We start from the raw sequence: 14,228 nt of genomic DNA, 5'->3' as shown, positions 1-14,228 counted from the left end.
AGATAGCTTCATCCTTCTGATGAGGGGTGTGTATGACTCCGCTTTGTCCCTATTCCGTCCGCTCGATGTCCAGCTGCCGGGCGGCGAGTTGCTGCATTATCTGCCTGTCGTGGCGCGATGCGCAGTTCACAGCCTGCACGAACCATGGTGCGATCCATGACGAACTCCGGTAGGGCCATTCGCCTAGATGGAGACGGCGGCCGGGCAGCCATCCAAGGTCTGGTTGTGTCTCCGAGCGAGTCGCCGGCAGGACCGACACGTCTGGCTCCTCGTCGAAGCGTCGACGCCGCTCAAGCTGTGTCGTGACGCCGATCAGCCACCAGGTGAACAGGAGTCGGGAAGGAGCGTCGCCGATGCTGTCCAGCAAAGAATCATCCAGCCCAGCTGCTTCGAATGCAGCTGCGACGAGATCCGGCCGTGGCTGAGCGTGGACGGCTTCCTGCTCGGTGATCACGACCTCGACGAGAGTCTCAGCAGCGCGATCGATCTCGGCATAGGTCTCTTCAGCGATCTCCGCGTCCAGGAAGCGGTTCACGCCACGATAGAACTCGCCTGGTGTCTCGATCCGCAGCTCAGCGCCAGTGCGGGCCCTCAACTCACTGGCCAGGGAAGGCCAGGGGCGCGATCCTCGTCCGTTACCCGCTGGCTGGTACCAGTCGTCCTTCGTGTCATTGGAGACGAACAGCAGCTGCGAGCGCTCTGTTGACGCTGCCATGTGCTCGATCGTCTCCTCCCAGAGCAGGAAGTCTCCGGATGACGACAGAGGGGTGCCCTTTCCTGCATCTGCAAATCCAGGGGGGATTTGGTTTGGGAATCTATATGTCGCTGCTTCATCCACGCGCCGCCGAATTTCGGCTGGGTCTGGAGGCTCCGCGACCTTATCGCCGAATAGTTCGGCCACTTGCGATAGTACTGGGTCGCCCTTTTCGACTGATGAAATGGCGAGATCGTACTCTTTGAGCCGCTGGATGTGGTCGCTGAGCGTTTTGGTCCAGTTGCCAAGTAGCGCCCTGATGGCCTGATCTGATATCTCAGCTTCAAGAGCTTCTTTAGCTGTGGTGTCCTGAGCATACTTGAGAAGTGAATCCTGGACGAGCTTTCGGGCATCCAGAATGGCCGTGCGCGCCTCTCCGATCTTGCTTTGGAGATTTTTGGACGCGGCTTCCAGGGCTTTCTTTCTGCCGATGATGATGCGATGGCGATTTTGGACGAACTCAAGCCCAACCTGATGAGGGAGCCACAGTCGCTGTTGCACGCTTTGGAGGGCTTCTAGAACCTGCGTGCGGGCGGCAGGCGTGTACTCGTAGAGGCTGAGCAGCACGTTCGTGTCGAGTACCACAGTCCCGTGGGTGAAGAACTGCCGCCGGTCTGGGCTGTCCTCGGACGGACCGCTCTGAATCCAATCCCGGTACTGCCTGATCAACGGGTAGTCGTTCTCCGGGCCGACCACTGCTCAACTCCTCTTTCTGCTAATGAAGGTACGAACCTGATGATCTCGCATTCGGTGCAGCGCCGCCACCGAATAGGCGTCATCTCTTGAGGGAGCTGGGCTCCTTGGTGTAGCGGTTTGCCCTGCGCGGAAGCCGTGCTCAGGTGCTGGCGGTCCGCACACGGCTCTCCTGGGCCTCCGGGAGCCGGGGCGCCGGATCGGCAACTTCACCAGGCCTTGCGATGACCCAGTAGTCGCCATCGATAGCGGCGTGGGGGCGATCATGGTGCTCAGGTCGGGCTCGTGCTACGCGATGGGCTACGAACTCCCCTTCGCCTGGCACCGGGCCGCCAAGTGCCCGGGCCACTGCCTGGTGGGACTGGTAGTCGCCGAGAATAATGATTCCCTCCGGGCGTAGGGCTGGACGTGCCCGTCCCTTGTCTCCCTCGCGCACCCGAGCCATGTAGTCAAGTTGCTGAGCGGCAGTACGCACCACGCCGCGGCCGATTCGTTTGCCGTGTACGGAGCGGAAAAGTTCGCGGACACGAGCCTGCCCTTTGTTCTTGCCTGGGATCAGGATGCGTGCCCGGATTGCCTCATCGAGGTGGAGCAGGACATTCTCTGGGAGTTGCGCGTCTTTCCAGAGCCAGAAAATCTTGTCACGATGACTCGCTTTGACCGTGAACTTCATGTCTCTATTTGTCCCGCCATTGAGCCATTCGCGCTTTATGCGCATCAGGCCGGCGCTCCATCGACTCAAGTGATCGTCAGCCCACACGAGTAGGCAAAGGTGACCGAGAGCCTCGGGTGGGATCATCCACATGCCAAACCGTTGTGAGTACTTGCAGTCCACCTGGACACCGGCGATTCGGTAGTCCGTGGCGTCCCCATCCTCGAAGGTGAACTCCCGTTGGAGATTGATCTCCACCAAAGTCCCTGCGTGGGTCTTCTCTGTCTTGAAGAGGGTGTTCCAGTCGTAGCGGCCGGTTGCTTCGCCGTTGAGGAGTTGGTCGATGGTGTTGCGGAGGATAGTGGCGAACCGTTTGCCGTCTGGATCAAGCTGCAGCAGGTGATCGCGGACGATCGTGAGTTCGGCGTCGCGGCGCACGGCTTCATCGAGAGCGATGTTAGTTGCCGCAGTTACATCTATGGGAAGCAAGTGGGACCTCGACTAGTTCTGAACCTGTCGTGACGATAGCTCCGTGAGCGCGGCATGAGAAGGAGCCTGATGGCCTGGGCACCGCAGCGCGATGAGTTCCTCATACATACCCGCGGCAGGGCTTCCGACTCAGACATGCGGGCTCCTTCGGTCACGCGGACAGCTATGCCCATGTGTAACAGAGCCCAGTGACACTCCTCCCGAAGTCGCTGCCGCAGGAGCCCCGGGTGCGACAAGCGATCAACGTATCGGATGACGTCTCGGACGAGCGGTGAGGAAGCGGAGGGCAGAGCTGGACACGTCGACGCCGGATGGGCAGAAGGCATGCAAAGCCTCTCGTGGCGCCGAGCAGCAGGGCCGGGCCGCGAGCGCGCCTGCCGATGCCGTGAAAACTGCCGAACAGGCCATTGATGAACAGACGATGTCCAGGAGATCGGACCCCGAACCGTCCGTCACAACCGCGCGGTTGACCTGGAGCGCGCTCCAGATACGAGCATGGGCCGCATGAATAACACCGACCCCCAGATCGTCCTTGGAACAATGGACTTCGGCACCCGCGTCGATCCCGACCGGGCCTTCGCGATCCTCGACCCCTTCGTTGCCGGCGGCGGTGGTGTCGATGATCCGGTCGGTGGGCGATGGCGCGACGGTGATCTCGCCCGAGCCGTTCGTCAGCACGGCCCCGTGTAACCCACGGGTGCGCACGACAGACTTGAGACGGTGCCTGGCGGAGAAGGCGTGCACGTCGCCTATCGAGGCCGTGACTCTCTCGTTGAGGAAGACGACCTCCGCCCCGTGCAGGGCCGGAGCGAGGGCTTCCGTGCCGTGGGCGAGCGCGGCGGGTTCCGGGTCTATCGCCATCGGGATGCCGGCGGCTCGCGCCCGCTCCGCGAGCACTGCGGCGGCCTCGGGGTCCAGGCATGAGGTGTGGACCCAGTCCACTCCGTCCAGTTCGGCTTCGCGCAGGCGCTCCGCAGGGGGTGACTGCGACACGGACGAGGTGTAGCGAGGCGCTTCTCTCCGTCTTCGGCCAGGGTGCAGACCGAGACCGCGGTCATCCCGGGTGTGGTGGTGACGCCCGTGACGTCGACGCCTCGCGCGGCGAGGAAGTCCGTGGCGTAGGCGCCGAGTACGTCGTCCCCGACGACGGCGAGCAGGGTCGTACTGACGCCCTGGCGGGCGCAGGCCACCGCGGAGTTGGCGGCCACCCCTCCGGCGCTCACCAGGTTCTCGAACGCGTGCGTCTTCTGGTCGAGGTCGGGAAGGCGCGGAACGCGAAGCGACACATCGAACGCGATGTCTCCACAGAACAGGGCTGTCGCCGTCATGCGGCTCTACCTTCTCTCCGGGGCTGCGTGTCCTCGTCGGCCGGGGTTCGGGTACCTACCCGGCGCTGCCCCCGACACGCTCCGTCGAGCCTTGCGCAGAGGCGCGAACGGTTCTCGGTCTCCCGGGTTGGGCGCGATCGGGGAGGGAGGGGGCCGAGGACTACTTCGCTTGTGAGACCTCGCCGCCGATTCCCGTCTCATTGCCGTCGGGGTCGTGAAACACCCACTTGCAGATGTTGCCGTACTGCTCCACCCCTATCGGTTGCAGACCTCGCTCAGCGATCCGTGCGACCTCGGAAGCGGGGTCGTCCCTCCAGATCAGGCTCACCGCGCCGCCGGCCCGCTCCGCGTTTTCGATGATGTACACATACCGGTCCTCAGCCAGCTGCCACACCGCTTCTACGTCGTTGGGGCAGAACGTCGGCTCCGCGCCGAGCAGTTGCTTGTACCACTCCAAGGCGCTCGCATAGTCGCGTACCGCAATCCCCGCGAAGATCCCTACAGACACGACCGACTCCCGTTCTCGCAAGACCAACCCTGGGCGGACGACTGCTCGTTCAGAAGGCAGACTCCACCGAGCGGCGAGACTCATCGAGTGACGGCACTACGACGGCGGCACCTTCAGCCACCGCACCACGGGTGGGAACGCCGTAGGGCCGGCTGTCCGACAACAGGGTGGGGACGGTCGCACCCGGCCCCACCGGTCCCAGCTCACCTCACCGGGCCATACTTCTACCGAGGAGCAATCGCGCCGTCGTACACGTTCCCCGGCGTGACGACCCCCGTGACCGCCCGAGCGAGCAGCGTGGACGGCTCCTGGCCCCCGCTGCTGATGTCCGTGTTGATCATGATGACCAAGGTGGCCTTCTTCGCGGGCAGATAGACGGTCACCGTCTGGTAGCCCGGGATGGAGCCGTTGTGGCCGATCCATCCGCCGGTCTCGAAGATGCCGAGGCCGTAGCTGAGGCCGGGGAATCCGGTCGGCAGCGTCTTGAGGCGCTGTGCCTGGGTCCGGGGGGTGAGCAGTTGCCCGGTGGCGACGCTTTCCGCCCAGCAACGCAGGTCCTGCAGGTTGGAGATCATCGCCCCGGCCGCCCAGGCCCAGCTGGGGTTCCAGTCCGTGGCGTCGGCGGTCGCGCCGGTCAGCGTCTGGTTCGTGTAGCCGCGTGGATGCGGCTCGGGGAACTCTGCTCCCTGCGGGAACAGCGTGTGGCGCAGGTGAGCCGGCCGCAGCACCTGCGTGTCGATGAAGTCGGCGAGCCGCTGGCCGCTGACCTTCTCGATCACCAGGCCGAGGAGGATGAGGTTGGTGTTGGAGTACTGGAACTCCTGCCCGGGCGCGAAGGTGTTCTTGTGCCGGAAGCCGTACGCGAGCACCTCCCGAGGGGTGAAAGAGCGCTCCGGGTCGCTCAACAGGTCGCGGACGAAGTCCGGATCGGCGCTGTAGGGGAACAGACCGCTGCGCATCCCGGCCAGGTGACGCAGGGTGATCCGGCCGCCGTCCGGTACGCCGTGGACGTAGCGGGAGATCGGGTCGTCCAGCCGGATCCGACGGTCGTCGGCGAGCTTGAGCAGCGCGGTGACCGTGAAGGTCTTGGTCTCGCTGCCGATCCGTACGAAGCCGTCGGTGGTCATCGGGCGGCGGGTGGCGGTGTCGGCGACACCGGTCGCGCGGACGTAGCTTCCCTTGCCGGGCATCCACAGTCCGACGACGACACCGGGGATGCCGGCCTGTCGGCGGACGTCCTCGATCGTCTTGTCCAGCCGGGCGGTCACCTCGGGGCCGAGACCGCCCGGCGGGTAGTCGTCCTGGTGATGCCGGTCGACCCTTGCGGTCTGGACGGCCGCAGCGGGAGCCGCCGCCATGGGGACCAGAGCAGCACACGCCGCGAACAGCGTTGCGGCGAGCATCCGGCGGTATGGGGTATGTCGCATCTGGGGTGCCTCTTCCGGTCGTGAGCAGTCAGGGGCAGTCATGGGCACTCAGGGGCTTGGACGGCAACATCACCATCGGTGACTCTTCGCGACGGCCCCCTCCCGGTCGCGTACCGGCGAGTCCACTCGTTCGGAGCCGCGCCGGTGGCGGAGGCGGGCCTGCCCCAGAGCGGTCGCGGTTTCGTTGACCAACTGCCATGGATCTCGCCCGCGTTGCCCGGCCGTGCGTACGACCTCGGCGCGGCCCGCATCCGTGGTTCGCGGCGTCGAGTGCCCCTTGCGCCTTACAGGTCGTCGCAGCCGACCGTGTCTGTGGATTCGCCGAAGCCGTTCCTCACCTCACCGGCAGTGAATCCGAATGACGTCGAGGGTGCCGCTGACCTAGCGTTCCGCCCATGAGTTCCCCTGACGACCGCACCGACGACGAGCCCAGCGTCACCGTCCGCTGCCAGGACAACTCCTCTGTCGGCGTCAAGTTGTGCGAGCGGTACAGCTTCGACGAGGACTCCGTGCACTACGCCGTCGAGTTGCGGGCTCCCGGCCTGACCGCTCGTGCCGACGAGGTGGTGGCCTGGGCCTGGGGAAGCGATCTCGTCCCCTTCCTGGAAGCGCTGGCGTCGGACTACCGAGGGTGGGACGGCACGCGGAGTTGGGAGACCAACGACAGGGACCTCGCGGTGTCGGCCGTATTCCGGTCGGGCGGGTACGTCGGGCTGAAGTGGACGCTGCGGCCCTGGACGGGGTCCTCCGGCGGCTGGGCTGCCTCCGTCACCACCTGGCTGGAGTCCGGTGAGCAGATGACCTCCCTCGCGGCTGACGTCCGTCGGTTCCTCGGTGGGGAGCGGACGTGACGACGACCGGTATGCGTATGACCTGGGTGCTCGACGGATCCGGGTGGGCCATCTGCGCCATTGAGGATCACCAGGCGAGAGTCGAGCTCAGCGTCTCCTACATCACCAACGCGCCGGAGGATTTCCTGACCGCCGTGGCCCGGCTCCTCTACGGCGAGACGGAGACTCGCGCGCAGTTCGAGGCCGAACCCACCGCCTACCGTTGGATCTTCTACCGGCAGGCCGACGACACCTGGATCCGTCTGCTGGAACTGCGCGACGGCCGCGACCACGACAACAAGGGCACCGAGATCTGGTCGGGACAGCTCGGCATCGACGAGCTCGTGCGATCCGTGATCCGCTGCTTCGACGAAGTGGCCCGGACCTACGGCGAGAGCGGCTACCGAGGCAAGTGGGGCGAGCACTTTCCTCGGATCGAGCTCGAAGCCCTCAGACGCCTCTGGCACGCTCACCGCTCCGGTGGCACATAGCCTGCAGGTCCCGAGGTGACACGAGGGGAGTGGGCTCACCGGCCGCTCCCCTCGCCGTTCCCGTGACGTGTCAGCGCGAGTTGAGGGGCGGCCTTCCGTGACTACGGGTCAGTCGGTCTCGTCGGCTCTCTCGGGTGGCCGGAGACGGCGGTTGCTGCGCGCCGGAGGGAGTGAACACGATCAGATACGCCTCGAAGCCGGAGGCTCGCTCGGCATCCGCGCCTGGCAAGGCCTCGTCGAACCGTTCGCGGGAGTCGGAGCGGCCTTGGGCCCACACCTGTACGTCATACGTGTGAGACGGATCCAGATCGATGGTCGGCTCACCCGGGCCGACCTGCTGCCCGAACACTCTGACGGGTTCGTCGGCGCTCCGTGCCGGGCCATTCGTCGTGTCGAACGCGGCCATGCGGCCCGTGTAGACAGGTCGGTACGCCACGGAAGCGAGCAACTCCCACCCGGCCCCTGGAGTTTGGCCCTGCTGGTTGCCGAGGGCCAGGACAACAGGCGCGGTGTGCTGCTGTACTCGTGATCGCACGATGATGCGACCAGGGGTGACGACGACTGCTTCGCTCGCACGAGGGTCCGGGTCGTCGTCCCTTCGCTCGAAGCCCGGTTCCCACAACTCCCCGACGGGGAAGTGGCCGTACTCGATGTTGACGGCCCCGGCTCGACTGATCTGCGCCATGCCCAGAGGCTCGCAGGGAAATCGGTGCAGCGCACGCGGCTCACGGACTGGCCAGGGTCATGGGACGACGTCTCAGCCGGAGAACCTCCTCGCGCGGTCCCGGTGCCATTCCGCGACCTTGGCCATCTGGTCGCCGGTGATGTTCATGCCGGGTGTCCAGCCCAGGCGTTCGACCTGGTCGGCGATGCCCAGGTGCTCCCGGTGGGCGTGTTCCCGGCAGGTGAGGCACGTGACGCTTTCCGGGCGGGGCGAGGTCATTGCGTAGGGCACCTGGCGTCCGCAACCGGTGGTCACGACGCTCGGTTCGTCGGGCACGCGCCCCAACGTCGCGGCGATCACGTTGCGGACGTCGGCGCCGGACTGGCCCACCTTCTGTTCGACGTGGATGTGCGGATCGGTCTCGCTCATCCGCGCTCGCGCCTCCGTTCCTGTCTCCGCCTCCGTGCCCGTCTCCGTGCCCGTTCCTGTCCTCGTCGTCTGGAGTCAGGCTAGCGGTGTGACTCCGAGCCGGTGGCGTACCGGGCCTCCGCCGCCCTTGTGCGGAACACGAGTTGGACATCACCGGGTCGGCGACCGTGGGTCCCGGTGGCGTCACTGTCGTCACTCGGGGGAGCCCTGGATGTCGTCGCCGCTGTCGCTCTGGTGGCCGCGGCGGGCGTCGCGGTCGAAGATGCCCAGGATCTCGCAGGGGCCGCCGTCGGCGCCGATCGCGTGCGGCATCATCGTGGGGAACTCGGCGGCCTGATGGGTCTCGAGGCGGAAGCGGCGGTGGCCGAGCATGAGGATCGCCGTGCCGGACAGGACGACGAGCCATTCGCGCCCCGGGTGGGCACGCATGCGCGCCGGGTTCTCGGGGGGCGGTTGGGTCATGCGCTGACGCACCACGCTCATCCCGGGTTCGGCCTTGATGGTCCAGCGCATCCGGCCGTGAGTGCCGTCGATCGTCGGGCTGGTGACGACGTCGTCGGTGGCGGTCTCCACGAGCTGGTCGAGCGTGGTGTCCAGGGCGCGGGCGAGGGTGACCAACTGATCCAGTGCGAGGCGGCGTTGGCCGTTCTCGATGCGGCTCAGTGAGGACTGGCTGAGGTGGGCGCGGGAGGCCAGCCCTTCCAGGGACCAGCCCTGTGCGACCCGCAGGGCGCGGATGCGTTTGCGTACGAGGCTGTCCAGATCTCCATCTTCTTGCGTCACGAGCAAAAGTGTATGCCTTCACGGCAAGTCCGGCTTAGCGTCGTGTGCGGATGGTCCGCAACGCCTGGGGCCGAAACCTCCGCCCTCTGACACCCCGGCGCGGCACCGGCCGTCGCACGCCCTCGACGCGTACGGCGGCCCGGACCCCGCCCACTCGCCCACCCCCTTCAGCGGCGACCGGTCCTGCTCCGGCGCTGACTCGGCATGCCCTTTCGAGAGGAATCCATGAGTACGAACCAGCCCGTACCCGCCGCGCAGGCCAGTGGCCGGGGCACCCCCGACGCGCGTCAGCTGCGCACGATCCTGATCACCGTCTCCATCGCCCTGATGGCGGTCATCGCCTCGGTGACCGGGTTGAACGTCGCGCAGACCCACATGGCCGTGGAATTCGGTGCCTCCCAGAGCACGGTCCTGTGGATCATCAACATCTACACCCTTGCCCTGGCCGCGCTGCTGCTGCCGCTCGGCGCCCTGGGCGACCGCCTGGGCCGCAAGCCCATGCTCGGCGCCGGACTGAGCGTCTTCGGCATCGCCACCGTGGTCGCGGGCCTGGCCCCGACGGCGGAGGTGATGCTCGCCTCCCGCGTGGCCGGCGGCATCGGCGCCGCCATGATCATGCCGATCACGCTCGCGGTCATCACCTCCACCTTCCCCGAAGAGCGGCGCGGCAAGGCGATCGGGGTGTGGACCGGTATCGCCGGAGGCGGCGGCATCCTGGGCATGTTCCTCTCCGCGCTCCTCGTCGACGTGGCCGACTGGCGCCTGCTGTTCGTCTTGCCCGCGGTCCTGGTCCTCGTGGCGCTGGCCATGACGCTGAAGTCGGTTCCCAACTCCCGTGAGACCTCGGCCCATCGGTTCGACACCGTCGGCGCGCTGGTCTCCGTCATCGCCGTGGTCGGCCTCATCTTCGTCCTGCAGGAAGGCCCCGAACGCGGCTGGACCGCGCCCGAGACGTTGATCAGCCTGACCGTCGGCCTCGTCGCCACCGTCGGTTTCGTGGCCTGGGAGCTGCACCGCCGCGACGCCTCCCTGCTGGACGTGCGCCTGTTCCGGGAGCGCGGACTGTCGGGTGGCTCGGTCACGCTGCTGGTGGTCTTCGGCGTCCAGGCGGGCATCGGCGTGCTCCTCTTCCCGTTCTTCCAGGCCGTACTCGGCTGGTCGGGCCTGCTGTCCACGGTCGCGATGATGCCCATGGCCCTCGCGATGATGACGGCCTCCGGCCTGGCCCCCAGGCTGGCCGCGGGGATCGGCGCACGCTCGACCATGCTCGTGGGCATCGCACTGGCAGGCTTCGGCATGGCGTTCATGGCGCTGTACGTCTCCATCGGCGGCGGCTACTTGTCCGTCCTGCCCGGCCTGCTCGCCATGGGCGTCGGCATGGGCCTGTCGATGACCCCGTCCACGGAGGCCATCACCGCCGCCCTGCCGGGCGAGAAGCAGGGGGTCGCCTCCGCCCTCAACGACGTCACCCGCGAATTCGGCACCGCGCTCGGCGTCGCCCTGCTCGGCGCACTCGTGTCCGCCGGCTACCGCAACGCCATCGACGACAAGCTGCACGGCATCCCCCAAGACGCCGCGGACACCGCCCGGGAAGGCGTCGCCAACGCCGTTGAGGTGGCGGGCAGCACCGGACCACACGCACCGGACGTGCTCCACGCGGCGCGGCAGTCATTCGTCGACGGCTGGCAGCAGGCCATGTGGGCAGGCACCGTCATCATGGGCGCCCTGTTCGTCTACGTCGCCCTCCGCGGCCCCAAGAACACGCCGCCCTCCGCGGTCGCGGACGCGACAGACCCCGCTGGGGCTGTCTCCGTCGGCTGACCGCGACAGCAGTAACCTCTGCACGAGCGAGGCGCACGAGCGAGGCTGCGACCCGAACCAGAAGTCGGTCACGGCCTCGCTCGTGCCGCGTGCACCACTCGATTCCTTGCCAGGAGGTGCTCGGCGCTCTCATCGGCGACGACGCAGAACCGGCTGATGCTCTCGCGATAGTCGTCCGGCGTGCTGTGGTGCTTCTTGTGGGGCGGGCCGTCGATCCACTGGTGCCAGAGGCCGTCCGCCGTCAGGAATCGGGCTGCTCGATCGGTACGGAGCCTGGCGTCGAGGTGGAGGAGCGCGCCCATGGCGGCCGGCTGGTCGTAGTAGAGGTCGGGGCGTCGGAGGTAGCGATCGAGGTAGGCAGCAAGCAGATCCGCGTCGGCGGGAGTCGCGAACGTGGCGAAGGTGACGCAGTAGGCCGAGCCTGCGAAGCAGACCTCGCTGGCAAGCAGCATTTCGCCGAGGCGTGCGCGGAACTCGGTTCTACGGGCGACGGCGATGAGCCAGGCCGCGGTTTTGCGTTCGCGCCACGTGCCTTCGAGCAGGATGCCCAGCTCGCTGGGCGTGATGTCGCCGGCGGCCTCGCCGAGCTCCCGTGTGAACTTGGCGCGTTCAGGCTCGGTCATACGCGAGAGAGGGCCGCCGAGCTTGAGATAGCGCCTGCCGGGCGTGACGTAGCGGTGGACAAGAGCGAGCAACTCTGGGTCCTCGTTGGCGAAACGCATAGCCGCATCCTGACCTGGGCGAAGCCGCTCGACCAGTGTTTTTCTCCGTCGCACTGGTCCGGTGTCGAGGACCTTCGGCGACATGGACTCGCAACCGTCGAGGTTCGACGGCACGCGTGTCGCTCTCTTACCCCCGGCCGCTACCTTGTCCGCCATGACGCGCCCCCCACAGCGACGACCAGTCCCCCCACCCCCTCACCGGCAAGGTCGTCGTTATCACCGGCGCCGCCCGAGGCCAGGGCGCCGCCGAGGCCGAGGCCGAGGCCCTCGCCCGTGCCGGAGCCCAGGTCATCGCAACCGACGTACGCCCGGACGGAGTTGGAGACTGCCGCAAGCTGGACGTCTCTGACGAAGACGACTGGGCCGCCCTCGCCGCCGAACTCCGTGACACCTACGGCCACATCCACGGCCTCGTCAACAACGCCGGCGTCATCCAGCGGGACCGCCTCGGCGACGTACGCCCCGACGACTTCGCCTACGCGCAGTCGGTGAACACCGTCGGGCCGCTCCTTGGTATCCAGCACCTCTCGCCGCTGATGCCACCTGGCTCGTCCATAGTCAACATCGGGTCGTCCGCCGCGCTCACCGCCTACTACCCGGTGGTGTACACCGCCAGCAAGTGGGCCTTGCGCGGTGTATCGAAGACCGCGGCAACGGAGTTGGGGCCGCGAGGCATCCGCGTGAACACCGTGCATCCGGGCTACATCGAGACCGAGATGACCGCGGCCGCCACCCCTGCCTTCCGGGACGCGATGTTCCGGGAGACGCGGCTCGGGCGGAGCGGCACCGTCGACGACATCGCGCCCCTCGTTGTCTTTCTTCTCTCCGACGCGTTCTCCTTCATCACCGGAGTGGAGATTCCCGTGGACGGAGGGCTCAGCGCCCATGGCGGGGTCAAGTCCGTCTCGGACGCGATGAGGCCGGATGCGCCGGATCGGGTGCCCCTCGGGTGAGACCTGACCGGTCGAGCCGCGCCAGTGGTACGGAGCCTTCCACCGGTCCCTGGCGATCCGGACCGCCGATGTCTCGCAGCGGCAACTCGCTGAAGTCGGCGCTGTCCTGTGCCAGGCCCACACCGGGTGAAGTCGGCGAGGCCTACGGCGCCGGCCAACACCGCCCGGCACACCTGTGCCAGCACCGCGACGGTCCGGATCGAATGCCTGCCCGACGCACTGGCCATCCCGGCGGACGACGACGGCAGAGCCGCTCCCGATGACGCCCCGGCCCCGGCCCCCGCCCACCTGGCCTTCGCGGTGGCGGGGACGGGCAACACCTGGATCGGACGACACGGATGAACCCGGCGACGCGCCACCGCGCACCGCGAGTGCGGCAGGCCCGCAGCCCGCCGCGGTACTGCGGGTGAGGGAGCGCGGGTGAGGGAGCGGTCAGCGCCGCGCCTGGTCAGGGCCGGGCGGTGCGGTGGCCCGGTCGGCGGGCTGGAACAGCTCGATGAGGTTGCCTGCCGGGTCGGCCAGCAGGATCTGGCGTCCGCCGGGACCGGAGACGACCTCACTGCGGAAGGAGAGACCCGCGCTGCGCAGCCGAGCGATCTCGGCATCGAGGTCGTCGAAGGTGAGGTGGATGCGATTGCCGCCCGCGACGGCGGCCTCCTTCGGGGTGGCCCGGGCGCCCGAGCTCGCCGGGCCCGACAGCAGCAGCCGCAGCCGGCCACGGACCACGTCGGCGAAGGCAGGGGCGGCGCTGAAGTTCAGCGTGAACCCGAGGTGGGTGGTGTAGAAGTCGGTGGCGGCCTGCACGTCATCGACGAGGTAGCGGACGCTGGCGTATTCGTCGTGAGTGGTCATGGCTCGGACCTCGCAACGGTCTCGGAGGTGTTCAGGACCGGCATCAAGTGCCTTATACGGATGTCTATGTCTGCCGCCGCGTGCTGAAAGGCCGTGTAGTCGGCCTGGCCGGTGTCACCTGCTGCGCCCGGGTCGGCCATGCTCCAGTGGACCCGCCGCGGGCCGAACTCCGGGCAGACCTCGCGAGCCTTGTCGCACAAGGTGATCACGTGGTCGAAGCGGCGGCCGACCAGGTCGTCCACGTGCTGGGTGTGCCGACCGGAGAGGTCGATGCCGAACGACTCGCGCAGCACCCGGACGGCATGCGGGTGCAGGTAGGGCTTGGGGCGGGTGCCGGCACTGGCCGCAGTCACGCGGCCGGCGGTGTGGTGGCGCAGTAGGGCTTCGGCGATCGGCGAGCGGGCGCTGTTACCGGTGCACACGAAGAGCACCGCAACCTGGGGGGATCGCTCCCGGGCGACCGGATGCCGCGGCGGTGAGGGGGCCTGGCGCAACGCCGGGTGCAGGGCGGCACCGCTGGCCGCCAGCGCTTCAGCGCAACGCTCCAGGTCGAGGTGGTAGTAGCTGTCCCGGCCGTCGAAGCTGCTGCGCCGGGCCGTGACCAGACCGCCGTCGCGCAGCAGCCGCAGGTGGTACGAGACCAGGTTCTGCGGCTCCCCGACACGTTCCACCAGTTCACGGACCCGATAGTCGCCGTCGGCGAGTTCCGTCAGCAGTCGCCAGCGCAGCGGATGCGCGGCCAGCCGGACGAACTCGGGTGGCGCTGTGGCGGAGTCCCAGGAGCGAGATCCCATACATCGAAGATACATCAAGCCAGATTGATGCATCAACG

Annotated in this window: 16 protein-coding genes and 1 pseudogene; 6 read left to right on the top strand and 11 right to left on the bottom strand. The window is 67.5% G+C overall.

Annotated features, from left to right (window positions below; all coding sequences use genetic code 11):
* Window positions 1-49: 49 nt before the first annotated feature.
* A complete protein-coding gene (locus ACWCRB_RS05470; RefSeq protein WP_450994773.1) occupies window positions 50-1,450 on the bottom strand; it encodes a PIN-like domain-containing protein in 1,401 nt (466 codons plus the stop codon).
* 139 nt (window positions 1,451-1,589) lie between these two features.
* Complete coding sequence (locus tag ACWCRB_RS05465) at window positions 1,590-2,537, bottom strand: NaeI family type II restriction endonuclease (RefSeq protein WP_450994772.1); 948 nt, start codon at window positions 2,535-2,537, stop codon at window positions 1,590-1,592.
* A gap of 555 nt (window positions 2,538-3,092) precedes the next feature.
* Between ACWCRB_RS05465 and ACWCRB_RS05460 the strand changes: the two are divergent.
* Window positions 3,093-3,200, top strand: a pseudogene (locus tag ACWCRB_RS05460) (aldo/keto reductase); the annotation flags it as partial.
* Between the two features lie 239 nt (window positions 3,201-3,439).
* Here the strand turns inward: ACWCRB_RS05460 and ACWCRB_RS05455 are convergent.
* The 3 genes from ACWCRB_RS05455 to ACWCRB_RS05445 form a co-directional block, all read right to left on the bottom strand.
* Window positions 3,440-3,916: a carbohydrate kinase family protein gene (locus ACWCRB_RS05455; RefSeq protein ID WP_450994771.1), complete on the bottom strand. Its 477-nt coding sequence runs from the start codon at window positions 3,914-3,916 to the stop codon at window positions 3,440-3,442.
* Between the two features lie 160 nt (window positions 3,917-4,076).
* Window positions 4,077-4,424, bottom strand: coding sequence for a VOC family protein (locus tag ACWCRB_RS05450; RefSeq protein ID WP_450994770.1), 348 nt, complete (start codon window positions 4,422-4,424; stop codon window positions 4,077-4,079).
* Between the two features lie 224 nt (window positions 4,425-4,648).
* Window positions 4,649-5,851: a serine hydrolase domain-containing protein gene (locus ACWCRB_RS05445; protein WP_450994769.1), complete on the bottom strand. Its 1,203-nt coding sequence runs from the start codon at window positions 5,849-5,851 to the stop codon at window positions 4,649-4,651.
* A gap of 395 nt (window positions 5,852-6,246) precedes the next feature.
* Between ACWCRB_RS05445 and ACWCRB_RS05440 the strand changes: the two genes are divergently transcribed.
* Complete coding sequence (locus ACWCRB_RS05440; RefSeq protein WP_450994768.1) at window positions 6,247-6,702, top strand: DUF6228 family protein; 456 nt, start codon at window positions 6,247-6,249, stop codon at window positions 6,700-6,702.
* Window positions 6,699-7,172: a hypothetical protein gene (locus tag ACWCRB_RS05435; RefSeq protein ID WP_450994767.1), complete on the top strand. Its 474-nt coding sequence runs from the start codon at window positions 6,699-6,701 to the stop codon at window positions 7,170-7,172. The genes ACWCRB_RS05440 and ACWCRB_RS05435 overlap by 4 nt, the downstream gene beginning before the upstream one ends.
* A 70-nt stretch (window positions 7,173-7,242) precedes the next feature.
* Here the strand turns inward: ACWCRB_RS05435 and ACWCRB_RS05430 are convergent, their stop codons facing one another.
* The 3 genes from ACWCRB_RS05430 to ACWCRB_RS05420 all read right to left on the bottom strand — a co-directional run bounded on the left by ACWCRB_RS05430 (window position 7,243) and on the right by ACWCRB_RS05420 (window position 9,048).
* Complete coding sequence (locus ACWCRB_RS05430) at window positions 7,243-7,857, bottom strand: hypothetical protein (protein WP_450994766.1); 615 nt, start codon at window positions 7,855-7,857, stop codon at window positions 7,243-7,245.
* Window positions 7,858-7,929: 72 nt separating this feature from the next.
* Entirely contained in the window at window positions 7,930-8,265 is a 336-nt protein-coding gene (locus ACWCRB_RS05425) for a hypothetical protein (protein ID WP_450994765.1), read from the bottom strand.
* A gap of 192 nt (window positions 8,266-8,457) precedes the next feature.
* Window positions 8,458-9,048, bottom strand: a complete 591-nt coding sequence (locus ACWCRB_RS05420) for a helix-turn-helix domain-containing protein (protein ID WP_450994764.1) — start codon at window positions 9,046-9,048, stop codon at window positions 8,458-8,460.
* 225 nt (window positions 9,049-9,273) lie between these two features.
* Between ACWCRB_RS05420 and ACWCRB_RS05415 the strand changes: the two genes are divergently transcribed.
* Window positions 9,274-10,869, top strand: coding sequence for an MFS transporter (locus ACWCRB_RS05415; protein ID WP_450994763.1), 1,596 nt, complete (start codon window positions 9,274-9,276; stop codon window positions 10,867-10,869).
* A gap of 68 nt (window positions 10,870-10,937) precedes the next feature.
* Here ACWCRB_RS05415 and ACWCRB_RS05410 read toward each other — a convergent pair whose 3' ends face one another.
* On the bottom strand, window positions 10,938-11,591 hold the full coding sequence (locus ACWCRB_RS05410) for a DUF6000 family protein (protein WP_450994762.1): 654 nt from the start codon (window positions 11,589-11,591) through the stop codon (window positions 10,938-10,940).
* A gap of 215 nt (window positions 11,592-11,806) precedes the next feature.
* Here ACWCRB_RS05410 and ACWCRB_RS05405 point away from each other — a divergent pair, with 215 nt between their 5' ends.
* Together ACWCRB_RS05405 and ACWCRB_RS05400 are read left to right on the top strand one after the other, a co-directional pair.
* Window positions 11,807-12,544, top strand: coding sequence for an SDR family oxidoreductase (locus tag ACWCRB_RS05405; protein ID WP_450994852.1), 738 nt, complete (start codon window positions 11,807-11,809; stop codon window positions 12,542-12,544).
* Between the two features lie 126 nt (window positions 12,545-12,670).
* Window positions 12,671-12,886: a hypothetical protein gene (locus ACWCRB_RS05400; RefSeq protein ID WP_450994761.1), complete on the top strand. Its 216-nt coding sequence runs from the start codon at window positions 12,671-12,673 to the stop codon at window positions 12,884-12,886.
* A 90-nt stretch (window positions 12,887-12,976) separates the two neighbouring features.
* Here the strand turns inward: ACWCRB_RS05400 and ACWCRB_RS05395 are convergent, their stop codons facing one another.
* Window positions 12,977-13,396, bottom strand: a complete 420-nt coding sequence (locus ACWCRB_RS05395) for a VOC family protein (RefSeq protein WP_450994760.1) — start codon at window positions 13,394-13,396, stop codon at window positions 12,977-12,979.
* Window positions 13,393-14,190 (bottom strand): metalloregulator ArsR/SmtB family transcription factor, encoded by a 798-nt coding sequence (locus tag ACWCRB_RS05390; RefSeq protein ID WP_450994759.1) that lies wholly within the window; start codon window positions 14,188-14,190, stop codon window positions 13,393-13,395. The genes ACWCRB_RS05395 and ACWCRB_RS05390 overlap by 4 nt, the downstream gene beginning before the upstream one ends.
* Window positions 14,191-14,228 lie beyond the last annotated feature (38 nt).

It is taken from the genome of Streptomyces sp. NPDC002156 (assembly GCF_053593675.1).
Note: the sequence above shows the minus strand (reverse complement) of the source record. Positions and strands in the feature narration are given on the sequence as shown.

Coding starts and splice junctions, on each gene's coding strand:
- ACWCRB_RS05455 (WP_450994771.1), bottom strand. CDS start 3,916: ATGACGGCGACAGCCCTGTTCTGTGGAGACATCGCGTTCGATGTGTCG.
- ACWCRB_RS05445 (WP_450994769.1), bottom strand. CDS start 5,851: ATGCGACATACCCCATACCGCCGGATGCTCGCCGCAACGCTGTTCGCG.
- ACWCRB_RS05440 (WP_450994768.1), top strand. CDS start 6,247: ATGAGTTCCCCTGACGACCGCACCGACGACGAGCCCAGCGTCACCGTC.
- ACWCRB_RS05430 (WP_450994766.1), bottom strand. CDS start 7,857: ATGGCGCAGATCAGTCGAGCCGGGGCCGTCAACATCGAGTACGGCCAC.
- ACWCRB_RS05425 (WP_450994765.1), bottom strand. CDS start 8,265: ATGAGCGAGACCGATCCGCACATCCACGTCGAACAGAAGGTGGGCCAG.
- ACWCRB_RS05415 (WP_450994763.1), top strand. CDS start 9,274: ATGAGTACGAACCAGCCCGTACCCGCCGCGCAGGCCAGTGGCCGGGGC.
- ACWCRB_RS05410 (WP_450994762.1), bottom strand. CDS start 11,591: ATGCGTTTCGCCAACGAGGACCCAGAGTTGCTCGCTCTTGTCCACCGC.
- ACWCRB_RS05395 (WP_450994760.1), bottom strand. CDS start 13,396: ATGACCACTCACGACGAATACGCCAGCGTCCGCTACCTCGTCGATGAC.
- ACWCRB_RS05390 (WP_450994759.1), bottom strand. CDS start 14,190: ATGGGATCTCGCTCCTGGGACTCCGCCACAGCGCCACCCGAGTTCGTC.